The sequence below is a fragment of the Thalassospira permensis NBRC 106175 genome (genome assembly GCF_000714555.1).
Taxonomy (GTDB): Bacteria; Pseudomonadota; Alphaproteobacteria; order Rhodospirillales; family Thalassospiraceae; genus Thalassospira; species Thalassospira xiamenensis.
The window spans coordinates 188,591-210,893 of sequence record NZ_AUNC01000001.1 but is presented as its reverse complement, the minus strand read 5'-3'; the positions used below and the strand labels follow the sequence as shown (position 1 = coordinate 210,893).

Here is a 22,303-nt window from a genome sequence, read left to right as displayed (position 1 = left end):
CATGCAGTAACATCATGAAGATCGACGACAAGCCGCTGCGTTATTTCCTTGCCGTGTTCGAGGCCGGATCCATCCGAACCGCGGCCGAAAATCTGCGCATCGCCCCATCCGCGATCAGCCGCCAGATCGCATCCCTCGAAGCCCATCTTGAAACGCTTCTGATGGAACGCACCAAACGCGGCATCATTTTCACGGAATCGGGCCATATGGTCGCTGCCCATGCCAGACGCCGCTTTGAAATGGACGAAGCCTTTTCGGTCGATCTGGCGGCTGCGCGCGGTGCCATCGCCGGAACCGTCCGCATTGCGACCGGCGAGGGATTTGTGGTCGATCTGGTCAATCACGTTGTCCGCCCGCTTCGCGATGAATTCCCCGATATCCGCCTTGAAATCGATGTCGCGGGCACCGAAAAAATCACCCACGGCATCCTGCGTGATGATTACGATATGGGGCTTGTTTTCAACCCGCCGCGTAATCCCGATCTGGAACTGCTGGCCGAGGATCACGCACCGCTTTGCGCCCTTGTCCCGCCGGGATTTGATCTGGCGAAAAAGGAAAGCTGCACGCTTTCCGATACGCTGAATTACCCGGCGGCCTTGCTTAACCCGCATTTTGGCGTTGCCAAACTTCTGGCCAATGTCGATCACGGCAACCGGCTGGCACGCGATGCGTTCCTGACCGCCGATTCGATCAATGTCGCGGTGCATTTCGTGCTGTCAGGCGGCGGCATCACCTTTCTTCCGGCCTTTGCCGTATCGCGACAATTACGCAGGGGCGAGGTGGTCGCGATCCCGATGACCGACCCTTTTCTCGCCCGTGTTCCATCCCATCTTCTGGTGCGCAAGGGACGCCCGAAAACCGCCGCTGTTCGGGCGGTTACCGGCATGATCCGCGACCGGATGGAAGCCTTCGGCTCCGCCTGGTATCCCGAAGAACACGCATAGCATCAAGGCACCTGTTGCCGTTCTGGCAACACAAGCATCCCAAAATGGCACTTGCTCCACCCCGGTCGAGTTTTCATTGTCGGACAAAATCCCCGGCGCCAAAAATGGCAGAATTGTGAAATCTGCCAATGCCGGGATACCGCAGGGATGATGCAACAGTTCTGGCCTTTTTTGACCGTGGCCATGGTTGCGTCGAACACGCCACGTCAAGGAGACTGGGAAATGAACGCGCTTCGGGGACAATTGGAGCTCTGGCGGCTCCACCTCGCCGTTATCGTACTCGGCGCCATCGCCGAACTGATCGGCATTCAGAAAATTCCATTTGGCATCGGCGCGATTTTGCTGCTGCCGCTGCTTTACGCCTTCGTCATGGCGGCATTGATGAACCCCAATATCATGCCGAAATTCGGGAAATTCATCCGCCAGAAGGAAGTCAAGGCCGCATCGCCGCTGATCGTAATTGCGATCATGCCGTTTATTGCGAAATTCGGCACCACCATCGGCCCGGCAATCAATACCATCATCGATGCCGGTCCGGCCCTTCTGTTGCAGGAACTGGGCAACCTTGGCACCATCGTTCTGGCCTTCCCGCTGGCGGTCTGGGGCCTGAAAATGGGCCGCGAGGCGATTGGTGCGACCTTCTCGATTGCACGTGAACCCAACCTTGCGATCATCGCTGACCGCTATACCCTCAAAAGCCCCGAGGGCACGGGTGTGATGGGCGTTTACGTGATCGGCACCCTGTTCGGGACCTTCATCTTTGCCATTCTGGCGTCCCTTTTCGCCAGTGCGGACATCTTTGATCCGCGCGCCCTTGCCATGGCATGTGGCATCGGCAGTGGCTCGATGATGGCGGCCTGCACAGGCGCGCTGACCGAAGTCATTCCGTCCATGAAGGACGAAATCCTTGCCCTTGCCGGGGCCAGCAACCTGCTGACCTATGCGACCGGGCTTTATGCCGGCCTGTTCATCGCCCTTCCGATTGTTGAAAAACTCTATAACGCGACGGCTGGCAAAAACGATATCGCCACCGCAAACAAGAAGGAGGCCTGATCATGTCCGAGAACGCAATTGCAATGGAACGTACCCGTCCGAACATTGATCTGACAGATCACGCCGTCACCCTTGTCATCGTCTGCCTTGTCGGGCTGGTGATGAATACGGTCGGCCCGGCCATTCCGCTTGCCGATGGCTTTGTCGGCATGGTGGTGATCTATCTGATCACCATGGTCGGCCTGCTTCTGACCCGCTTTGCACCGTTCTATCTGCCAAGTGTCGCATGGATTTCGCTGGTCGGTATTCTTGCAACCCTGCCCTGGACCCCGGGGTCGGAATGGATCGTCGCACAGGCCAAATCGGTCAATTTCCTGGCCCTTGCCACCCCGGCCCTTGCCTATGCCGGTTTTGCGATTGCCAAAAAGGAAATTGAAGTCGCCAAACATTCCGGCTGGAAACTGGCACTGGTTGCCTGCCTTGTCTTCCTTGGCACCTATGCCGGGTCGGTTCTGGTTGCCGAACTGATCCTCCGCCTGCAAGGCGTCTGATCCAACACCATATAAACGGGGGCCATCACGCCCCCGTTCTTTATGACACGCAACAGAGTATGCAGATGACTGTCACCCAATCCTCCCTTCATCCTCGCGCCACCGAACTCGTTGATGAATTCACCCAATGGCGACACCATCTGCATGCCCATCCCGAAACCGCGTTCGAGGAAAAGCTGACCAGCGCCTTTATCGCGCAAAAGCTTCAATCCTTCGGGCTCGATGTCAAAACCGGCATCGCCAGAACCGGCGTTGTCGCCACCCTTCACGGCAAAAAGGGTTCAGGTAAACGCATCGGCCTTCGCGCCGACATGGATGCGCTTGATATCCACGAAACCACCAATCTGCCCTATGCCTCGAAACATCCGGGCAAAATGCATGCCTGTGGCCATGATGGCCATATGACGATGCTGCTGGGGGCTGCCAAAATCCTCGCCGAAAATCCCGATTTCACCGGCACGGTCGATTTCATCTTTCAGCCTGCCGAAGAAAACGAAGGCGGCGGGCGCGAAATGGTCGAAGAAGGCCTGTTTGACAGCCACCCGGCCGATGCGGTTTACGGCATGCATAACTGGCCCGGCCGCGATGTCGGCACGATGGCGATGAAGCCAGGCCCGATGATGGCCAGCTACGATATTTTTGAAATCATTGTGGATGGCCGCGGCTGCCATGCCGCCATGCCCCATCTGGGCCGCGATCCGATTACCGCTGCCGGTCAGGTACTGCTGGCCCTGCAAACCATTACCGCGCGCAATGTCAATCCGCTGCAAAGTGCGGTGATCTCGCCGACCCAGATTTTTGCGGGCGACACATGGAACGTCATCCCCGACACCGCCACCATCCGCGGCACGGTGCGCACCTTCGCACCCGACATTCAGGATCTGGTCGAAGACCGCCTTAAAACCGTGGCCGATGCCACCGCGCGCGCATTTGATTGCACCGCACGCGTGATGTATCAGCGCCGCTACCCCGCCACGATCAACAGCGAAGCCGAAACCGCCATCGCCTTTACCGCCGCATCACGCGTCGTCGGGGCCGATCAGATCGACCAGAACCCCGAACCCTCGATGGCGAGCGAGGATTTCGCCTTCATGCTCAATGCCAAACCCGGAAGCTATGTCTGGCTTGGCAATGGCCCGACCGACGGCAACTGCCTTTTGCATAACGCCGCCTATGATTTCAATGACGCTGCCATCCCCTATGGTGTCAGTTACTGGATATCACTGGTCGAGGAATGCCTTTCCGCATGATTTTCTGCATGATTTTCTGACCGAAATCTCGCATTTTTCTTGTCTAATCTCCAATCTGCGCGTTCAATGTCCGCCCTTTTTTGACTGGCGATGGATGTGTGATGGAAATCGCGATTGTAACGCTTGATGGTTTTAACGAGATCGACAGCTTTGTCGCGCTCTCGATCCTGAACCGGGCCAGGGGCAATGGCCTGCGTGCCGTCATTACCGGGCCGGGCCCATCCGTAACCTCGATGAACGGGGTCGAAGTCAGGATACAGGAACCGTTATCCTTCACCGCGACGGCCGATGTCGTCCTGTTTGGCAGTGGTATCCACACCCGCGATCATATCAATGATCCCGATCTGATGGCGCAAATCCAACTTGATCCGTCGCGCCAGATGATCGGCGCGCAATGTTCGGGTGTGCTGTTCCTGCACAAACTGGGCCTTCTGCCCGCGACCATCACGACCGATACCAAAACCCGATCCCTTCTGGTGCGCACCGATACCGTGCTTGAAGACCGCCCGCTGGTCGCACAGGGCAATATCGTCACCAGTGGCGGCTGCCTGTCATCGCACTATCTGGCGGGGTGGGTTCTCGCACGTGCGCTTGGCACCGACAGGGCAATGTCCATTCTGGAATATGTCGCCCCGGTCGGTCAGAAATCACATTTTGCCAAACAGGCGCGTGACATCATCGTGCCCCAGCTTGATGTTCCCGCCAAACGCCCGCTTTACTGCTAGCGATATCCTCATCACGGGAACGTTTTTGGCTTTGCGCAACCACCTGTGGGAAGTTGCCGTACAATCACATATGCTGCGCCCGGTAGATACCAAGCCAAATGGCAAATGCTTTGCCTTATATTTGCCGACTGGTTAGGGTTAGCTCCATAAAAGTTAGTGGCCCGCATTGAGCGCAGAAAATGCGGCCGGTTGGGAATTGCAGACGCAGGACAAGTTTTTGAAACGCCATCTGTTAAACATCGTCATTCCGATGACGGCTCTTGCCCTTTCGGCCTGCGGCACCATGTCGCAGTCCGCTGATCGTGCCAAGTTCGAATATCCGCAAAGCAACAGCTTCTCGGGCAATTTCCTTGCCGGCAAGGCCGCCCAGATCGAAAACCGCACCGATTATGCCGCGCGCTATCTGTTGCGCGCCCATGAAATCGACCCGGAAAATGATGATTTGCGCCGCCGCGCCTTTCTGGCCCTGATCGCCGAAGGCCGCATTGCCGATGCCGAACCGGTTGCGCGCGTGCTCGTCGATGAAAATCCCGAAGACCTGTTTGCCATCATGACGGTGATGGATGCCGAAATCCGCGATCAGGATTATCAGGCCGCCCTTGATGCCGTATCGACCCTGCCGCAACGCGGGATCACCGCCCTGATCGTGCCGCTGGCCAAGGCATGGATCTATACCGGCCTTGATCAGCCGCAAAACGCCATGGCCGCCCTTGACGAATTGCAGGGCAACGGCTCGCTCAATCCGCTGTCGGAATATCATCGCGGTCTGATTCTGGCCTATTTCGATGACCTGAACGCCGCCGAAGTCGCCCTTGCCAGCGCCTATGGCGATCCGGCCGATGCGCCGCTGCGCGCGGCCGAAGCATTGGGGTCGGTCTATGAACGCAAAGGCCAGACGCAAAAGGCTTCGCTTCTGTATGAAAGCTATATGGACCGCCACCCGCAATCCCTTGCGATGCCCTATCACCTTGACCGTCTGGCAAAGGGGGAGCCCCCCACCAGCGTCATCCTGACCCCGGCATCGGGTCTGGCCGAGGCCTATCTTGATATCGCGACCCTGCTTAGCCAGGAAAACGCGGTTGATCCGGCCTTGCTCATGGCGCGCTATTCGCTGTCACTGCGTCCCGGTGATGACATCACCCGCCTTCTGGTCGGCGAGATCATGGAAATCCAGGAACGCTTTGACGCAGCCGTCATTGTGTATGAATCTATCCCCAAAGACTCCCCGCATAGCTGGAACGCGCGCCTGCGCGCCGCGTCAAGCTATGAACAGCTTGGCAAGACCGACGATGCGATTGCCCTGCTCGAAACCATGGTCAATGAACGCAGCGACCGCCCCGATGCCCTGATCCAGCTTGGCGATATCCTGCGCATCGATCAGGACTTTGCCGGGGCGGCCAATGCCTATGACCGGGCGATTGAACGTCTGGGCGGCACGGATGCTGTCGGCTGGCGTCTGCTCTATCGGCGCGGCATTGCCTATGAACGCGCCGGAAACTGGCCAAAGGCCGAGGCCGACTTCCTCAAGGCGCTCGAACTTGAACCCGATCAGCCCTATGTCATGAACTATCTTGGCTATAGCTGGGTCGATATGGGCAAAAACTTCGATCAGGCCGAAAACATGCTCAAACGTGCCGTCGAACTGCAACCTGATGACGGTTACATCATCGATAGCCTTGGCTGGGTCTATTACAAGCTCGGCCGTTATGATGATGCGGTCGAGCAACTCGAAAAGGCGGTTGAACTCAAACCCGATGATCCGACCATCAATGATCATCTCGGCGATGCCTACTGGCAGATCGGCCGCTTCCACGAGGCCCGCTTCCAGTGGCACCGTGCGCTCTCGTTCAACCCGACCGACGAACTGCGCGCCGATGTCGAGGCCAAGCTTGACGGCAAAACACCCCATGCCGGTGACGTTGCCGCAAACTGATTGATCGGGGATAAAGGGCATCCGCATCATGTCTTCGACCCATACCGAACCGGCCCCGGCCAAGCTCAACCTGTTCCTGCATGTCACCGGCAGGCGCGATGACGGCTATCATCTGCTTGATAGCCTCGTCTGCTTTGCCGATTGCGGCGATGTGATTACCGCAACCGCACGCGATGATGCCGAACTGACCCTTGCGATCACCGGCCCGATGGCGGGTGATCTTGGCCATGGCAATATCGAAGACAACCTGATCCTGCGTGCCGCCCGCCTGCTCCGGGCGGAGGCGAATGTGACACAGGGCGCTGACCTCACGCTTGAAAAAAACCTGCCCGTCGCATCGGGCATCGGCGGCGGATCGGCCGATGCGGCCGCCACCCTTCGGGTACTCTGCCGGGTGTGGCAGCTTGATATCCCGACCCCGGAACTTGAAAAACTCGCCCTTAAACTCGGGGCCGATGTGCCGGTGTGCCTGCATGGCAAGACCGTCCTGATGCAGGGGATCGGCGAAAAACTGATTGATCTGCCGGAATTGCCCAGCCTGTCACTGGTGCTGGTCAATCCGGGCAAGGCGGTTTCAACACCCGAAATCTTTGCCGCGCGCGATGCCGGTTTTACTGATGAAAACCTGTGGGATCGCACGGCACGGTTTCAAAGTGCCGCCACCCTTGCCGCCGCCCTTCAGGACTGCCGCAACGACCTCACCCTTCCGGCATCGGGCATTTTGCCCGAAATCTGTGACGTACTGAATGCGCTGGCCCGCGAAGACGGCTGTTTACTTGCGCGCATGTCGGGCAGCGGGGCGACCTGCCTTGCGATTTACGACACCGAAAATCAGGCGGAACGTGCCGCAAACGCGATTGCCGAAAGCCAGCCCGACTGGTGGGTACAGGCCACCGGAATTCAAACAATGCAGGATCGCGCCCGCGCGCAGATCGGCGCATCCTTCCCGGCCTAAATCCCCGGCAAAAAAAGGTTCAAATAGAGGGTTGCACTCCGGCGCGGGGAACGCTATTTTCCGCGCCACACACGCTGATGGGGCGTGGCCAAGTGGTAAGGCATCGGTTTTTGGTATCGTGTACCGTAGGTTCGAATCCTACCGCCCCAGCCAAGACAAACCGCTTTGAGGTTTTCCTCAAAGCGGTTTTCTTTTATCCGCTCATCCCCACCTTAAGCCCCCGCACAATCTCCCCATCGGTCTCCACCCGTCCGGCGGCGTAACCGCCCCCCGCCGGGTTCGCTTTCTTGCACGATGCATGCAGTTCCGTGGCCCCGGTTGTGCGCAGCAATTTTGCCGCATTTTCCGGCGTGATGCCCGATCCGGGCAGGATCGTGATCCATCCGTCTGCCTGCGTGATCAGGCGCGCAATCATGTCCGCCCCCTGTTCGGCGGTTGGCTGCTGGCCTGATGTCAGGATGCGGTCAAAGCCAAGATCGACGGCACCTTCAAGCGCCTCAAACGGATCGGGCACCGCGTCAAACACCCGATGCAATGTCGCGCCAAGCCCGCCCGCCACGGACAGAAGATCGGCCAGCATGTCGCGATCAAGCCGCCCGTCTGGCGTCGCCGCGCCAATCACGATCCCCTCTGCCCCGTGGTCGCGGGCAAGGGCGATGTCGCGTTTCATGATCGCCACGTCAGACGCGCCATAGATGAAATCACCGGGCCTTGGCCGGATCATCACCCGGCAGGGTACGGGAATATCGCGCAAACGGGCCAGCGCCCCGGCACTTGGCGTCACCCCGCCGACGGCAAGGGCCGCGCAATATTCAATCCGGTCCGCCCCGGCGCGCGCGGCCACCATCGCATCGTCAAAACTTTCAACACAGATTTCCAGAAGCGGTTTGATCCCGGCTGTCATACACCCGCCCCGCCATCCAGAAGATGCAGCATCGCCGCCCCGCGAAGCCCGCCATCGCGGCTATACTGCCCCGGCACCACCAGGGGCGCGTCATAGCGGCCCAGAACCCGTTTCCGCACCGCGTCATCGATCATCGCAATCAGGCGGCTTTCGGATGCCAGCCCGCCGCCGACCGGCACGCAATCGGGGTCAAGCACATTGACCATCAATGCAAGCTCCCCCGCGATCAGATCAACAAAGATGTCCACCGCGCGGGTCGCCAGTGCATCCCCAGCCTGCCAGCCATCGGTGATCTCGTAACTCGGGCGTTCCTGTCCGGGGGAAAGCCCGGCAATCTGCGCGTAAATCCGTTCAAGCCCCCGCGCCCCGCCCCAGGCATCAAGGCACCCGGTCCGGCCACAGCCGCACACCACCGGCGCAAGCCCATGACGGATCAGCGCACCCGAAACATCATTGCCATGCCCCCATTCGCCGCGAATGCCGCTGCGCCCGCCAATGAACTGCCCATCCACCACAATGCCGCCGCCCACCCCGGTGCCAAGGATGATGGCAAAAACCGTCCGTGCGCCCTTGGCCGCCCCGCCGCGTGCTTCGGCAAGTGCAAAGCAATCGGCATCATTGGCAACCCGCACATCGCGGGTAAGGATTCTGGAAAGTTCCGGGCCAAACGGCCATCCCTTGATCGCCGGAATATTGGCCGAAATCACCGCCCCGGTCTTGGGATCAAGCCCCCCGGCAAAGCTGATGCCGATATCGGCATCCTCGCCAAATTCACGGTCGGCATCGGCAATCAGCCCGGCAATCGCCGCAACAAAGGCATCGCGATCCTGCGTGGGTGTCGGCACCTTGATCTGGGACCGGATGTCGCCACTGGCGTCAAACGCCCCGAATTCGATTTTCGATCCGCCAATATCAAATGCGTACTGCATGCCAGCCTGCCCAAAACCCCGTGATCTTTCCTATCGGATATACCACAGGACCGCCGCCCGCAAAAACAAACGGCGTCCGCCACATGTGCGAACGCCGTTCCATATCGATTATCAGATTGATCAGGCGCGCAGCCGTGCCGCCAGATCATCATAACCCGGCATGCCCTTGACCGGCCCAAGGGCCGTCACCGTCGGCGTCCCGCCCAGAAGCGATTTGCCCGCCGCACGCACCCGTTCAAGGTCAACGGCCTCGACCTTGGCAATGATTTCTTCCATGGTCTGCGGACCACCAAAAATCTGGATCTGGCGCGCAAGCGTTTCGCAACGACCGGAATTGCTTTCCATGCCCATCACGACCGATGCCTTAAGCTGTGCGCGCGCCCGGTTCACTTCTTCCTCGGTCAAATCGACCGTGGCGCGGACCAGCTCGTCACACATCACCGGCATCAATTCGCCAATGTCGTTCGGCCCGGTTCCGGCATAAATCGAAAACAGCCCGCCATCGACATAATGTGACGAGAAGCTATAGACCGAATAGACAAGCCCGCGCTTTTCACGGATTTCCTGAAACAGCCGCGAAGACATGCCGCCACCCAGAAGCGTGTTGAACACCTGCAAATCATAGAAACTGTCATCGGTATAGGACACCGTCGGCAGACCGAAAATCACATGCACCTGTTCAAGGTCGCGCTGCTCGATCCGGCTGCCACCTTCGTAACGAAGGGCTTCCATTTCATGATCTTCATGCGCCGGAAGGTTATCGAACTTTTCCGACACCAGATCGACAATCTGCTGATGATCAACCTTGCCCGATGCCGAAAACACCATGCGTTTCGGGCTATAGCGGCGTGACATGAAATCAAACAGATCATCACGCGTCAGCGACGAAACATTTTCCGGGCTGCCAAGGATCGACCGCCCCAACGCCTGATCCGGCAGGGCCGTTTCCTGGAAATAATCGAAAACAATGTCATCGGGCGTATCATTGGCCTGCCCGATTTCCTGCAAAATCACCTGACGTTCGCGTTCAAGTTCCTTCGCATCCAGCGTCGAGTTCTGCAAAATATCGGCAATCACATCAATCGCCAGTTCCTGATCTTCATGCAGGACCTTGCAGTAATAGGCCGTATTCTCGCGCGAGGTATAGGCATTCATCTGCCCGCCAACATTCTCGATTTCCTCGGAAATCTGAAGCGCGGAACGACGCCGCGTTCCCTTGAACGCCATATGTTCAAGCATATGGGAAATGCCGTTGATATCGGGCGTTTCGTTGCGCGCACCCACATCAACCCACGCGCCAAGCGCTACGGATTGCACATGTTCAAGGCGGTCGGTCGCAACGATCATCCCGTTGTCAAGCCGGGTGAGCTCGACTGTCATATAGCTTTACTCCTGTGTTTCATTTCATGCCCTCGTATTACTGTATTTCAGGCCGCACGTCGCTTGCCGCGAACATGCGCCATCAATGCACCAACATCATTGGACATGGGCTCGACCTTCTCAGGCCGGTCATATAGGTCAGACAGCCGTTCGGGCAAGTCCGGATAAATCCCCGATGCCTGTTTGACCGCATCCGGGAACTTCGCCGGGTGTGCTGTCGCCAGCGCCACCATCGGCACCGATTTATCGCGATTGCATTTGCGCCCGGCGACAATACCGATCACCGAATGCGGATCAACAAGCTCGCCACTGGTCGAAAGCACATCCCGGATCGCCGCCCTTGTTTCATCATCGCTAAGCCGATAGCCGTCAAAATGTTCGCATGCGCGGGCAAACTGCCCCTGCGACATTTCCATGATCCCGGTTTCACGGAACTTCGTCAGCATCCCGGCAATCGCCAGACCATCGCGATCATAAAGATCAAACATCAGACGTTCAAAGTTCGAACTGACCTGAATATCCATCGACGGGCTGATGGACGGCTCGACACCTTCCATCTTCATCACACCACTTTCGAAAAAGCGTGCCAGAATGTCATTGCGGTTGGCCCCGACCACAAACTGCTTGATCGGAAGCCCCATCTGCATCGCGGCATATCCGGCATAGACATTGCCGAAATTGCCAGACGGCACGGAAAACGATATTTCGCGTTCCGGCGATCCAAGCTGCACCCCCGCCCAGAAATAATAGGCGATCTGGCACATGATGCGCGCCCAGTTGATCGAATTGACCGCCGAAAGACCGACCTCGTCGCGGAAAGCATGATCATTGAACAATGCCTTCACAAGGTCCTGACAATCATCAAACGATCCCTCGACCGCGATGTTATGCACATTGTCCGACAGGATCGTCGTCATCTGGCGACGCTGAACCTCGGAAACGCGCCCCTTCGGATGCAGGATGAAAATATCGATATTTTCCCGGTCCCGGCAGGCTTCAATCGCGGCTGACCCGGTATCGCCCGACGTCGCCCCGACAATCGTGATCCGTTCGCCGCGCTTGGCCAGAACATGGTCAAACAGCCGCCCGACCACCTGCAACGCATAATCCTTGAACGCCAGTGTCGGCCCATGGAAAAGCTCCATCACCCAGTCATTGGCACCAAGCTGTTTAAGCGGTGCAACCGCTTCGTGATCAAACCCGGCATAGGTTTCTTCAAGGATGGTTTTAAGCGCCGCGTCATCGACCGATCCGGTCGTGAAAGGCTGTATCACCTTATAGGCAACCTCGGCATAAGTCAGGGTCCGCAGCGCACGAATGTCATCGGCAGTAAAAGTCGGCCAGGTTTCCGGCACATACAATCCACCATCACGGGCCAGACCGGCCAAAAGGACATCATCAAACTGCAAAACCGGCGCGGTTCCCCGCGTGCTGACATAACGCAACGACCTATGCTCCTGAACTGGGCTTTCACAACATTCAGGCACCCCTGCCCCAAACGGGCAAAGACACTCCAAACCGAAAGTTAGTGAGGGGAACAGCCGCCATAGTCAAGGGTCAATCCGGCAGATCAGGCGTGCTTTGCGCAATATCGCGTAACGCCGCGTGATCGCTGCCTATTTATCAAGCTCGATCCCATGTTCCTTGAGCTTGGCTTCCGCCACCGCGGCACGGCGCACCACCGTGCGGTAGTTATTCAGCAGAATCCGCAGGATCGCCTTGATGAAGCGATCCGACGCCGCCATTTTCTGCTCAAACGTCTGGCGATTGATCGCAATCAGGACCGTGCGTTCACGCGCCCGCGCCGATGCCATCCGCGGCTGGTTGTCCACCAATGCCAGTTCACCAAAAAGCCCCCCGGCTTCGATGGTGCCAAGGATGACTTCTTCGTTGCCATTCATGGTCTTGAAGATTTCAACCCGGCCTTCCTGCACGACAAAGGCCGTACTGCCGGGTTTTCCTTCCCGGAAGATCACCTGATCGGCGGCATAAACATGCCGATCCATCACATTCTTGTTGCCATCGGTTATTCCCATGACACATCCGGGAAAATGGGCGTTAAATCAGAATATCGTGATGTGGGTCTATTTGCCTGCCGTCACCTGTGCCGGAAGGACGAGTGATGCTATCAGATAAGCATCGCCAATCAATCAGTTTCACCCGCCATATCTGTTTTCCATATGCGCCTTGAAGGCAGAAACGCCAAGCGGTTGACCGGTTGCCTCAATCAGAATCTCGTCGGTTGATTTGCTCGATGCCTTGCCATGGATATTTTCGCCAAGCCACCCCATCAACGGGCTGAAATCACCGCGCGACAGTGCTGCGGGGATTTCCGGCTTGGCCTTTTTCGCTGCGGCAAAAATCTGGGCCGCTGCCATCGCGCCCAGCGTATAGGTCGGGAAATATCCCCACGCCCCCGACGGCCAATGAATATCCTGCAGGCAGCCATCCCTGTCATCGGGCGGCGTAATGCCCAGCAATTTGCCCATCATTTCGTTCCACGCCCCCGGCAGATCGGCAAGCTTCATGTCGCCTTCGATCAGGGCGCGCTCCAGCCGATAGCGCAGGATCACATGCGCCGGATACGTCACCTCGTCGGCATCAACGCGGATCAGGCCCGGCTCGACCCGTGTATAAAGCCGATGCAGGTTGCCTGCATTCCATGCCGCGTCATCGCCACCAAACGCCGCCTTGAAGACCGGCCCGGCATAGGTCAGGAATTCTTCCGACCGGCTGGCCTGCATTTCCACCAGAAGCGACTGGCTTTCATGCAGGGTCATGCCGCGCGCCTTGCCTACCGGCTGATTGCGCCACGTGCCGGGCAATCCGCGTTCATACATCGCATGGCCGGTTTCATGCAGAACCCCCATGATCGCCGATGTGAAATCATTCTCGTCATAGCGCGTCGTAATGCGCACATCATCGGGAATGCCGCCACAGAACGGATGATGCGAAATATCCAGACGGCCATGCTCGAAATCAAAACCGACCGCCTGCATCAGATCAAGGCCGACCTTGTTCTGAACCGAAACCGGGAACGGCCCGGTCGGGCTGATCGGGGCCGCTTCGGACTTCTGGCGTTCAATCACCTCGGCGGTGAAAGACGGCAGGAACGATTCCAGTTCGGCAAACAGGCTATCGATCCGATCAGACCGCATCATCGGGTCATACTGATCGAGAAGCGCGTCATAGACCGACGTGCCAAGCGCCTCGGCCTTGGCTTTGCCCGCCTCTATCGACAGGTCAAGAACGGTCTGAAGTTTCGGCAGCAGTCCGGCAAAATCATTATCGGCCCGCGCCCCGCGCCATGCGACCTCGCAACTGGTCGCCGCCAGCGACATTTTCTCCACCAGATCAGACGGCACCGCCGTGCCATGCACCCAATTGCGTTTCATTTCCGCCAGATTGGCTTTCTGCCACGCATCAAGGTTTTCACCCCCGGCCGCTTCGATCAGATCCCCCATATCGGGTGCGGTGATCAGTTCATTGGCCATGACATCAAGGGTCGCCAGTTGCTCGGACCGGGCATTGGCCCCGCCATTGGGCATCATTGCCGCCATATCCCAATGCAGCATGCCGCCGATATCGGACAGAACATTGATGCGGCGAAAACGGGCTTCAAGCGATTTATAGGCGTCAGTCATGGAAACTCCTGTTCGGCGGAACCGGAAAACGGGGCAAAAAAAGCACGGCCAACATGCCGCACAATGGCGGCATCCGGCAATCAAAGGGCTGGACCACAGGCAGCCAGATCAGCTGTCTGTGCCATCCTTCTGCGGGCGGCGGTGATACAGAATAAAGATCACAATCAGCGAAAGCGCAAGGCTGTACCATGTGATCGCATATTGAAGATGATTGTTCGGAAGATCGATTTTGGCCTGACCACCAATCGGCAACCCGCCGGGGATTTCCGTTTCGTCAAGTTCAAGATAATAGCGACTGGCAAGATCCGCCCCGCTATCCTCGGCCATCGCATCGACATCGACAAAGAACCACTGATTTTCCAGCGGTTCGTTTTCCGGCTGAACCCAGTGTCGGGTCTGCGGCAGGCGCAACACGCCGGTCACCCGGACATTGCCTTCAATCAGGCTGTCAGGCCGGGTTGACGGATCGCGATAATCCTGCGGCACCCAGCCGCGATTGACCAGAATGATCCGGCCATCTTCCTGTTCCAGCGGCGTGATCAGATGAAACCCGATATTGCCCCGGCGTGTGCGCGCCATCAGATACATTTCCTGATCGTTCAGGAAATGGCCGTCGGCATAGGCGGCCCGGAATGCCATCGCCGGGTCCGGTGCCACATCGGTTGGCACGGCAATCGGCGGCTCGGACGCATGCTCCTGACGTTCCGCGATCAGGTTCTGTTTCCAGAACAGACGATCCACCTGCCAGGACCCAAGTCCCAGAAGGATCACAAGGGCAAGACCGGCACAGATTTTGATCGCAGGGCTGGGGCGTGTCGTCAGAAGGGGCATCTATTGGGTTCAATCCTGTTCGGAAGTCGACCGATGGCGATATTGCAGCGCCACCATGAGGCCTTTTAACGGTCGCAGCAAGGCCAGTGTTACCCCGATGATGGTCGGAAACCATAACACCGCATGCAACCACAAAGGCGGCATATAGGTCATCTCGACCCAAAGCGCCAGCGGCACCACGACAAAACCAAGGATGAAAATGATGAAAATCGCCGGGCCATCACCGGCATCATGACCACGAAGGTCAAGACCGCACTGATCACAGCTTTCGCGGACTGTCAGAAAGCCCGAAAACAGCTTTCCCCCACCGCAGCGGGGGCATTTGCATGCCAGCCCGGTGCGTATGGGGGAAAGTGCTGGATAATAATCCATGGTCATTGGGTGACCGGTATCCTTTATTCGCCGCCCCAGATGTAAACGGCAAAGAACAGGAACAGCCAGACAACGTCAACGAAATGCCAGTACCAGGCTGCGGCTTCCAGACCGAAATGATGATCGGGTTTGAAGCCGTCCTTGATCGCACGGCCAAGGCACACCGCCAGGAACACTGTACCGACAAACACATGGAAACCGTGGAAACCGGTCGCCATATAGAAGGTCGATGAATAAATGCCATCGGCAAAACCGAATGCGGCATGGCTGTATTCATAAGCCTGAAGACACAGGAAGATAACGCCAAGGGCAACCGTAATCGCCAGCCCCTGCACCATATCCTTTTTCTTGCCTTCAAGGCAGCCATGATGCGCCCAGGTCAGCGTGCAGCCCGACAAAAGCAGGATCAGCGTATTGAGGAACGGCAAATCCCACGGATCAAGGACTTCAACGCCTGCGGGCGGCCATTCGGTCACGCCGGGGCTGAAAATCACAAACGCGTTGTGGAAGAAGGCCCAGAAGAAGGCGACAAAGAACATCACCTCGGACGCGATAAACAGCGACATGCCATACCGCAAGCCGATCTGCACCACCTTGTTGTGGTAGATGCTGGACTCGCTGATCACGTTGCTCCACCAGCGGAACATCACAAAAAGAATGCCCGCCAAACCAAGTGCTGCCAGCCAGAAATCTGTCGGCGCACGATCCGAATGCATGAACATGACCATGCCACCGGTAAACAGCCCTGCCGACATCGCAGCCACCAACGGCCACGGGCTCGGGTCTACCAGATGGAACGGATGTTTCTGAGCGTGATCACTCATTCCTCGCCCCCCTCAATCCTCACAAATGAAACCTTTAAAGCTCTCTTCATTGGAAACCGGGATACCTGCACAATCATCAGGCCCTAGCCTCCATTTTCTTCGTCCCCGTCCGGCCCTTCGACCGATGCCTCGGCCTTATAGAAGGTATAGGACAGGGTAATGGTCTTCACGTCTCGGGTATTCGGGTCTTCTGCAATCGCCGGATCGACATAGAAACTGACCGGCATATCCACGCGCTGGCCGGGTTCAAGCGTCTGTTCGTCAAAACAGAAACAGGCGATCTTGCTGAAATACTGTCCGGCCTTAAGCGGCGTTACATTGTAAACCGCCTGACCGGTAACCGGTTTGACCGACATGTTTTCGGCCATGTAATGGGCAAGGTTATCTTCGCCCAGTTTCACGGTCATTTCGCGCTGCTCGGGCTTGAACTGCCACGGCAGACGGGAATTCACATCGGCATTGAACCGGATTTTGATGGTCTGTTCCGAAACATCGCGCGGCGCATCGGTGCCAACCTGTGTTGTGCCACCATATCCCGTCACCTGACAGAACAGCGCATAAAGCGGGACCGAAGCATAAGACAGGCCAATCATGCCGCCAACAACGGCAACACAACCAAGCATAACGCGCTTGTTGCGCGCCTTTGTTTTGTCCGCATGCTTCTGATCAGCCATATATGCCCTAGCTCATCTTAAGAATGGTGATGGCGAAAAACAGAACCGCCAGCCCGCCAAGAATGACAAGAAACGCCCAGTTCTTTTTGCGCCGTTTGGCGTAAAACGCGTCGAGTTCGGCTTTGCTCATTTTGGGCTCGGTCATGCCAGATATCCTTTGATCCAGACATCGGCGACCATCGCCCCGAACAGAACGAACAGATACAGGATCGAATATCCGAACATCTTGTGCGGTGCTTTTTCTTCCGCATTGCGCAACACGCGAACCGCATGACGCAGGAACCACAAACCGGTCAGTCCCGCCGTCACACCGTAAAACACGCCAAGCAACCCGGTCGCGACCGGCACAAACGTGATCGGCAGCAACAGGATCGTATAGATCAGCATCTGTTTTTTGGTTGCGGCCTCCCCGGCCACAACCGGCATCATCGGAACCCCGACCTTGGCATAATCACCACACCGGAACAGGGCCAGCGCCCAGAAATGCGGCGGCGTCCACATAAAGATAATCAGAAACAGCGCAATCGAATTGATATCGATCCCGCCGGTCACCGACGCCCAGCCGATCATCGGGGGGAATGCCCCGGCGGCACCGCCAATGACGATATTCTGCGGTGTGCTGCGCTTAAGCCACATGGTGTAAACGAACACGTAAAACGCAATCGACACCGCCAGAAGGGCGGCGGCGGCAAAATTGATCGCAACCGCCATGACGGTCACCGAAAGAATGGATAACGCAATCCCCAGCGAAAGCGCCTCGTCGGCGGGCACACGCCCCGCCGGGATCGGACGGTTCTGGGTGCGTTTCATGTGGATATCAATGTCGCGGTCGTACCACATGTTGATCGATGCCGCCGCACCGCTGGCAACGGCAATGCAGGCAATCGCAACCAGTGCCAGGAACGGATGCATTGTTCCCGGTGCAATCAAAAGACCCACGGCACCGGTAAACACCACAAGGGTCATCACACCGGGTTTAAGCAACGCAATATAGTCGCGCACTTCCGATACCGGTAATGCGGCGATGTTATCGATTGCAAGGGTCTGCTGGGCGGCCTGCTTGGTCATGTAATTCTGGTCTTCTTTTCTCGGGGCGGTCGTATGTTCCCCGCCGGGAACCCATGGTCACCGGCGGGGAACGCAAGATCGGATCAATTACTTGATGCGCGGCAGTTCGTCAAAGGTATGGAACGGCGGCGGCGAGCTGACGGTCCATTCCAGTGTATCCGCACCTTCGCCATATGGGTTGGCTTCGGCCTTTTTGCCACGGATGAAGGCATGCGCCACCACCCCGACAAAGAAGATCGTCGCTGCGAATGAAAGATACGCACCATAGGACGAAACAAGGTTCCAGCCCGCAAACGCATCCGGGTAATCGGCATAACGGCGCGGCATGCCTGCCAGCCCCAGGAAGTGCTGCGGGAAGAAGGTCAGGTTGACACCGATAAAGAACAGCCAGAAATGAATCTTGGCGCCCAGATCGGAAATCTCGTAACCCGACATTTTGCTGAACCAGTAATAGAAGCCCGCAAAGATCGAGAACACCGCCCCCAGCGACAGCACATAATGGAAATGCGCCACCACGAAATAGGTATCATGCAGCGGAAGATCCATGCCGGAGTTCGCCAGGATAACCCCCGTCACACCACCAACCGTGAACAGGAAGATAAAGCCAATCGCCCACAGCATCGGTGCGCGAAGCTCGATCGAGCCGCCCCACATCGTTGCAATCCACGAAAAGATCTTAACCCCGGTCGGCACCGCAATCACCATCGTTGCCGCAGTGAAATAGGCACGCGTATCAACATCAAGGCCGACGGTATACATGTGGTGTGCCCACACGATGAAACCGACAACACCGATTGCGACCATGGCATAAGCCATCCCGAGATAGCCGAAAATCGGCTTGCGCGAGAAGGTCGAAATGATGTGGCTGATGATGCCAAAGCCCGGCAGGATCATGATGTAAACTTCGGGATGACCAAAGAACCAGAACAGGTGCTGATACAGGATCGGGTCACCGCCACCGGCCGGATTGAAGAAATCCGTGCCAAAGTTGCGGTCGGTCAGAAGCATGGTGATCGCACCACCCAGCACCGGCACCGCCAGAAGCAGCAGGAACGCGGTCACCAGCATCGCCCACGCAAACAGCGGCATCTTGTGAAGCGTCATGCCCGGCGCACGCATGTTGAAAATGGTGGTGATGAAGTTCACCGCCCCCAGGATCGAGCTTGCACCGGCAAGGTGCAGGGCAAAGATCGCCAGATCAACCGATGCATCGGGATGGCCAAGCGAGGCCGACAGCGGCGGATAAACCGTCCAGCCGGTCCCGGCACCGCTACCGACCACCGCCGACAGCATCAAAAGCGCAAAGGCCGGCACAAGCAGCCAGAACGAAATATTGTTCAGTCGCGGGAACGCCATGTCGGGCGCACCGATCATGATCGGTACGAACCAGTTGCCAAAACCGCCAATCATGGCGGGCATGACAACAAAGAACACCATGATCATGCCATGTGCGGTGACCAGAACGTTAAAGAACTGGTGATCTTCGATGATCTGGGTGCCCGGATGGGCCAGTTCCATACGGAACCAGACCGAAAACGCACCACCGATCAGACCGGCAACCAGCGAGAATGCAAGATAGAGCGTGCCGATATCCTTGTGGTTGGTCGAAAGGAACCAACGGGTAAAGAAACCGGGCATGTGATCATCATGCGAATGTGTGTCAGCGTGAGCCATAAATCTCTCCCTCACTCTGCCGAAGCCACAGAAACCGGCGACGGCAGATCAACCGACGCGAATTTCTCCTGGGCCTGTGCGACCCATGCTTCGTATTCTTCCATGGTCACGGCTTTCACCGCGATCGGCATGTAGGCGTGGTTCACGCCACACAGTTCCGAACACTGACCATAGAAGGTGGTGCCTGCATATTCGCCCGGAATGCGGGTCCAGGTTTCGTTCAGGCGGCCCGGCACGGCATCCAGCTTGATGAACAGCGACGGCATGGCCCAGTTATGGATCACATCGTCCGATGTCATGATCAGGCGGATATTGGTGTCAACCGGCAGAACGACGGGGTTGTCCACATCCAGAAGGCGCATCTTGCCCTCTGCAACGGCGGTTTCCTCGTCGATCATCAGGGAATCGAACGTGAAATTGCCGCTGTCGGGATATTCATACGTCCAGTACCACTGCTTGCCGATGATCTTCAGCGTCATATCGGCGTCTTCGACGCGGTCTGCGAAATACAGCAGACGGAACGACGGGATCGCAATAATCAGAAGGATCAGGACCGGCGCCACGGTCCATACGATTTCAAGAAGCGTATGGTGGGTGGTCTTGGACGGGATGGGATTCCGTTTCCGGCTAAAGCGGAAAAGAACATAAAGCAACAACAGCAGGACGATCACCGTAACGGCGGTCATCAGCCATGTCAGAAGAATAAAGAAATCATGGCCCTGTACAGCCACCGGCGAAACCGGGTGCTGAAGACCCAGTTGCCATGGCTCAGGCTGACCAACCGCGGCAAGCGCGGCACTATCCAGTCCGGTCAGAACTGCCAATCCCAGCAAAAGAATGGGAAACAGCATCTTGATCGACATGCGAATCTGCCCCCTCGCATTACATCTCAAGGCAATTTGTCCAAAGGAAAGCCACATCGTGACCCTCGATATATACGAACATAACGGGTTGTTCGTTCATCGAAAAGGCATGCCGTGATGACTCAACCATAAATCGGCATAGCCACCAGGATCGCGACGTAACATCAGACAAACCTGATTTTCAAACCCGCATGCACTGCGGCACAACGGTATGGAAGGCGAATAGCCTATCTTAACAGCCTGTTCCAGAAAAAACCTCGCTGCGTTGCACAAAAATATTACTTTTCCTTTCAGGAATTTAGCGCATGGGTTCAATTTTTTTCTAAATCCAATCGCCTACCCTTGCGATAGAAATGGTGCCATTCCTCATCGCGCCGGACCATCATAGCCCGCTTTGCTGCCACGCAACAGACAGGGCAAAATTATCCTTTAGGCGATACAAACCGCAGGTAAAATCCTTATTTAAGTACGGATTTATCGGCATCCCCCGAACGACGCGTGTTTTACCGCCAGAATCACCTCCGTTTGCCCACTTTATCCACAGGCAAAACCATCACAATCAATCATTTACCCTGTTCCGAGTCGTAAAATCATCACTCCCCGTTTCAACACCGGGCCCGGCATGCCCCGACCGCACGCATGAAGTTTTTCGAATGCACCGCACAAAGGTTGATAAACGCCGCGATCTCTGTGATTGTAATCACAAGGAAATCACCGGAAAAAAGCGCACCGGCTTCCGTATTTCGGGACACGAAACCTACATAAAAACGCGCAGATGCCTTTAATTGAGGGAATCTTCCCCAATATCAGGGGAATGGTCTTGCCAAACTGATCGTTTGGCTGAAACCATTCTATGCAAAAGTATTATATTTTTCTGTTCCGGGATGATTTGTCGATTATCATCGGAACAGGATTACCGTGACGTTTCAGATCGAGGTTCGCTCATGTCCCGCCAAGGAAGCAAAAAGCTTTTCACCGCAGAGCTCCGGCTGCTCAACAAGCTGGAAAGTATGAGTGATATCGTCTCCCTGCCGCTACCGGCCCCGTCCCCTGATGGCGGCGGCGCAGTGGGTGGCACGGATATGTCGACACTCCATAATGCGATCGAGGATCTGAAGGCAGAACTTCTGTCCGACATCCGCATCATGATGGAAGAACAGAAGAAGCTGAATGCGCGCGCCGATGATGATGATCAGGACGACGCCCGCAAAGAGCTTCGCATGCTCAAGACCGAAATTCGCGCCCTTGCCAATTCCATTCAGGAAACCAAGCGCGAAATCGCCGCCCTCTATACCGCGCCGGACGACAGCAGCGGCACGCGGATCAACATCGTCAAGGGCGAGCTTGATTCCGTCGTCGCCGCGACCGAGGATGCCACCGCCAACATCCTTGAAACCGTCGAAAAAATCGATGCGGTTGCCCATAATATCCGCTCTGCCGCCCCCGATGACTATACCCAGGGGCTTGCCGACGACATCGTTGATCTGGTGGTCAAGGTGTTTGAATCCTGCAACTTCCAGGATCTGACCGGGCAGCGCATCACCAAAGTCGTCAACACCATGAAATATATCGAGGAACGCGTCACCCGCGTGATCGAAATCTGGGGCGAGGATGACTTTGGCGAATTCGATCTGCCCGCCGACCCCAAAGGTCAGGACAATCTCGATAAAACCGTCACCCGCGCGCCGCAAAACGTCGAACGCGTCAGTCAGGACGAAATCGATCAGATCTTCTCGCAGGAAGAAATCGACGCCCTGTTTGACTGATCCGTTTACTGGCCTGAAACGTC

22 protein-coding genes and 1 tRNA gene are annotated in these 22,303 nt (G+C 57.0%); 9 read left to right on the top strand and 14 right to left on the bottom strand.

The features are described from left to right. Positions 1 to 14: 14 nt before the first annotated feature. The 8 genes from SMB34_RS00835 to SMB34_RS00800 all read left to right on the top strand — a co-directional run bounded on the left by SMB34_RS00835 (position 15) and on the right by SMB34_RS00800 (position 7,504). Positions 15 to 944, top strand: a complete 930-nt coding sequence (locus SMB34_RS00835; RefSeq protein WP_037987175.1) for a LysR family transcriptional regulator — start codon at positions 15 to 17, stop codon at positions 942 to 944. A gap of 222 nt (positions 945 to 1,166) precedes the next feature. Further along, entirely contained in the window at positions 1,167 to 1,997 is an 831-nt protein-coding gene (locus tag SMB34_RS00830; RefSeq protein ID WP_037987466.1) for a DUF3100 domain-containing protein, read from the top strand. Positions 1,998 to 1,999: 2 nt separating this feature from the next. Continuing rightward, complete coding sequence (locus SMB34_RS00825) at positions 2,000 to 2,488, top strand: hypothetical protein (RefSeq protein ID WP_007090247.1); 489 nt, start codon at positions 2,000 to 2,002, stop codon at positions 2,486 to 2,488. 65 nt (positions 2,489 to 2,553) lie between these two features. After that, a complete protein-coding gene (locus SMB34_RS00820) occupies positions 2,554 to 3,738 on the top strand; it encodes a M20 aminoacylase family protein (protein WP_037987465.1) in 1,185 nt (394 codons plus the stop codon). Between the two features lie 101 nt (positions 3,739 to 3,839). After that, entirely contained in the window at positions 3,840 to 4,463 is a 624-nt protein-coding gene (locus tag SMB34_RS00815) for a DJ-1/PfpI family protein (protein ID WP_037987172.1), read from the top strand. Between the two features lie 166 nt (positions 4,464 to 4,629). After that, complete coding sequence (locus SMB34_RS00810; protein ID WP_084716430.1) at positions 4,630 to 6,396, top strand: tetratricopeptide repeat protein; 1,767 nt, start codon at positions 4,630 to 4,632, stop codon at positions 6,394 to 6,396. Between the two features lie 28 nt (positions 6,397 to 6,424). After that, positions 6,425 to 7,351: a 4-(cytidine 5'-diphospho)-2-C-methyl-D-erythritol kinase gene (locus SMB34_RS00805; RefSeq protein ID WP_037987169.1), complete on the top strand. Its 927-nt coding sequence runs from the start codon at positions 6,425 to 6,427 to the stop codon at positions 7,349 to 7,351. A gap of 78 nt (positions 7,352 to 7,429) precedes the next feature. Further along, positions 7,430 to 7,504 (top strand) — tRNA-Gln (locus tag SMB34_RS00800). Positions 7,505 to 7,544: 40 nt separating this feature from the next. Here SMB34_RS00800 and SMB34_RS00795 read toward each other — a convergent pair. The 14 genes from SMB34_RS00795 to coxB form a co-directional block, all read right to left on the bottom strand. Further along, positions 7,545 to 8,255 (bottom strand): copper homeostasis protein CutC, encoded by a 711-nt coding sequence (locus SMB34_RS00795; RefSeq protein WP_037987167.1) that lies wholly within the window; start codon positions 8,253 to 8,255, stop codon positions 7,545 to 7,547. Beyond that, the gene (locus SMB34_RS00790; RefSeq protein WP_037987165.1) at positions 8,252 to 9,184 is read right to left on the bottom strand and encodes an ROK family protein; all 933 of its coding nucleotides are present in this window, start codon (positions 9,182 to 9,184) and stop codon (positions 8,252 to 8,254) included. The genes SMB34_RS00795 and SMB34_RS00790 overlap by 4 nt, the downstream gene beginning before the upstream one ends. A gap of 120 nt (positions 9,185 to 9,304) precedes the next feature. Next, positions 9,305 to 10,564 carry a M16 family metallopeptidase gene (locus SMB34_RS00785; RefSeq protein WP_037987161.1) on the bottom strand — a complete coding sequence of 420 codons (1,260 nt, stop codon included), beginning with the start codon at positions 10,562 to 10,564 and terminating at the stop codon, positions 9,305 to 9,307. Between the two features lie 47 nt (positions 10,565 to 10,611). Further along, complete coding sequence (thrC, locus tag SMB34_RS00780; RefSeq protein ID WP_037987159.1) at positions 10,612 to 12,009, bottom strand: threonine synthase; 1,398 nt, start codon at positions 12,007 to 12,009, stop codon at positions 10,612 to 10,614. Between the two features lie 171 nt (positions 12,010 to 12,180). After that, positions 12,181 to 12,600: a cyclic nucleotide-binding domain-containing protein gene (locus SMB34_RS00775; protein WP_007092268.1), complete on the bottom strand. Its 420-nt coding sequence runs from the start codon at positions 12,598 to 12,600 to the stop codon at positions 12,181 to 12,183. Between the two features lie 120 nt (positions 12,601 to 12,720). Beyond that, positions 12,721 to 14,208 (bottom strand): carboxypeptidase M32, encoded by a 1,488-nt coding sequence (locus tag SMB34_RS00770; protein ID WP_037987156.1) that lies wholly within the window; start codon positions 14,206 to 14,208, stop codon positions 12,721 to 12,723. Between the two features lie 108 nt (positions 14,209 to 14,316). Then, positions 14,317 to 15,039: an SURF1 family protein gene (locus SMB34_RS00765; RefSeq protein ID WP_037987154.1), complete on the bottom strand. Its 723-nt coding sequence runs from the start codon at positions 15,037 to 15,039 to the stop codon at positions 14,317 to 14,319. Between the two features lie 9 nt (positions 15,040 to 15,048). Further along, positions 15,049 to 15,417, bottom strand: a complete 369-nt coding sequence (locus tag SMB34_RS00760) for a DUF983 domain-containing protein (RefSeq protein ID WP_037987152.1) — start codon at positions 15,415 to 15,417, stop codon at positions 15,049 to 15,051. 17 nt (positions 15,418 to 15,434) lie between these two features. Then, positions 15,435 to 16,235, bottom strand: a complete 801-nt coding sequence (locus tag SMB34_RS00755; protein ID WP_007092272.1) for a cytochrome c oxidase subunit 3 — start codon at positions 16,233 to 16,235, stop codon at positions 15,435 to 15,437. An 83-nt stretch (positions 16,236 to 16,318) separates the two neighbouring features. Beyond that, positions 16,319 to 16,909: a cytochrome c oxidase assembly protein gene (locus SMB34_RS00750; RefSeq protein ID WP_037987151.1), complete on the bottom strand. Its 591-nt coding sequence runs from the start codon at positions 16,907 to 16,909 to the stop codon at positions 16,319 to 16,321. Between the two features lie 7 nt (positions 16,910 to 16,916). Continuing rightward, positions 16,917 to 17,054: a hypothetical protein gene (locus tag SMB34_RS20990; protein ID WP_156962616.1), complete on the bottom strand. Its 138-nt coding sequence runs from the start codon at positions 17,052 to 17,054 to the stop codon at positions 16,917 to 16,919. Then, a complete protein-coding gene (gene cyoE / locus SMB34_RS00745) occupies positions 17,051 to 17,977 on the bottom strand; it encodes a heme o synthase (protein ID WP_175484468.1) in 927 nt (308 codons plus the stop codon). Before cyoE ends, SMB34_RS20990 begins: the two co-directional genes overlap by 4 nt. An 87-nt stretch (positions 17,978 to 18,064) precedes the next feature. After that, positions 18,065 to 19,651 carry a cytochrome c oxidase subunit I gene (gene ctaD / locus SMB34_RS00740; RefSeq protein ID WP_007092275.1) on the bottom strand — a complete coding sequence of 529 codons (1,587 nt, stop codon included), beginning with the start codon at positions 19,649 to 19,651 and terminating at the stop codon, positions 18,065 to 18,067. 11 nt (positions 19,652 to 19,662) lie between these two features. Further along, positions 19,663 to 20,514, bottom strand: coding sequence for a cytochrome c oxidase subunit II (gene coxB / locus SMB34_RS00735; protein ID WP_007092276.1), 852 nt, complete (start codon positions 20,512 to 20,514; stop codon positions 19,663 to 19,665). Between the two features lie 944 nt (positions 20,515 to 21,458). On the opposite strand from coxB, the gene SMB34_RS00730 reads away from it, so the two are divergent. Beyond that, positions 21,459 to 22,280: a hypothetical protein gene (locus SMB34_RS00730; RefSeq protein WP_007092277.1), complete on the top strand. Its 822-nt coding sequence runs from the start codon at positions 21,459 to 21,461 to the stop codon at positions 22,278 to 22,280. Positions 22,281 to 22,303: the final 23 nt, after the last annotated feature.

Excerpts from the sequence above, each read along its gene's own strand:
- SMB34_RS00825 (WP_007090247.1), top strand. The coding sequence starts at position 2,000 with ATGTCCGAGAACGCAATTGCAATGGAACGTACCCGTCCGAACATTGAT.
- SMB34_RS00750 (WP_037987151.1), bottom strand. The coding sequence starts at position 16,909 with ATGGCTGATCAGAAGCATGCGGACAAAACAAAGGCGCGCAACAAGCGC.
- coxB (WP_007092276.1), bottom strand. The coding sequence starts at position 20,514 with ATGTCGATCAAGATGCTGTTTCCCATTCTTTTGCTGGGATTGGCAGTT.
- SMB34_RS00815 (WP_037987172.1), top strand. The coding sequence starts at position 3,840 with ATGGAAATCGCGATTGTAACGCTTGATGGTTTTAACGAGATCGACAGC.
- cyoE (WP_175484468.1), bottom strand. The coding sequence starts at position 17,977 with ATGACCAAGCAGGCCGCCCAGCAGACCCTTGCAATCGATAACATCGCC.
- SMB34_RS00820 (WP_037987465.1), top strand. The coding sequence starts at position 2,554 with ATGACTGTCACCCAATCCTCCCTTCATCCTCGCGCCACCGAACTCGTT.
- SMB34_RS00770 (WP_037987156.1), bottom strand. The coding sequence starts at position 14,208 with ATGACTGACGCCTATAAATCGCTTGAAGCCCGTTTTCGCCGCATCAAT.
- SMB34_RS00755 (WP_007092272.1), bottom strand. The coding sequence starts at position 16,235 with ATGAGTGATCACGCTCAGAAACATCCGTTCCATCTGGTAGACCCGAGC.
- ctaD (WP_007092275.1), bottom strand. The coding sequence starts at position 19,651 with ATGGCTCACGCTGACACACATTCGCATGATGATCACATGCCCGGTTTC.
- SMB34_RS00730 (WP_007092277.1), top strand. The coding sequence starts at position 21,459 with ATGTCCCGCCAAGGAAGCAAAAAGCTTTTCACCGCAGAGCTCCGGCTG.
- SMB34_RS00790 (WP_037987165.1), bottom strand. The coding sequence starts at position 9,184 with ATGCAGTACGCATTTGATATTGGCGGATCGAAAATCGAATTCGGGGCG.
- SMB34_RS00775 (WP_007092268.1), bottom strand. The coding sequence starts at position 12,600 with ATGGGAATAACCGATGGCAACAAGAATGTGATGGATCGGCATGTTTAT.
- SMB34_RS00805 (WP_037987169.1), top strand. The coding sequence starts at position 6,425 with ATGTCTTCGACCCATACCGAACCGGCCCCGGCCAAGCTCAACCTGTTC.
- SMB34_RS00835 (WP_037987175.1), top strand. The coding sequence starts at position 15 with ATGAAGATCGACGACAAGCCGCTGCGTTATTTCCTTGCCGTGTTCGAG.
- SMB34_RS00760 (WP_037987152.1), bottom strand. The coding sequence starts at position 15,417 with ATGACCATGGATTATTATCCAGCACTTTCCCCCATACGCACCGGGCTG.
- SMB34_RS00795 (WP_037987167.1), bottom strand. The coding sequence starts at position 8,255 with ATGACAGCCGGGATCAAACCGCTTCTGGAAATCTGTGTTGAAAGTTTT.
- SMB34_RS20990 (WP_156962616.1), bottom strand. The coding sequence starts at position 17,054 with ATGACCGAGCCCAAAATGAGCAAAGCCGAACTCGACGCGTTTTACGCC.
- SMB34_RS00785 (WP_037987161.1), bottom strand. The coding sequence starts at position 10,564 with ATGACAGTCGAGCTCACCCGGCTTGACAACGGGATGATCGTTGCGACC.
- SMB34_RS00830 (WP_037987466.1), top strand. The coding sequence starts at position 1,167 with ATGAACGCGCTTCGGGGACAATTGGAGCTCTGGCGGCTCCACCTCGCC.
- SMB34_RS00765 (WP_037987154.1), bottom strand. The coding sequence starts at position 15,039 with ATGCCCCTTCTGACGACACGCCCCAGCCCTGCGATCAAAATCTGTGCC.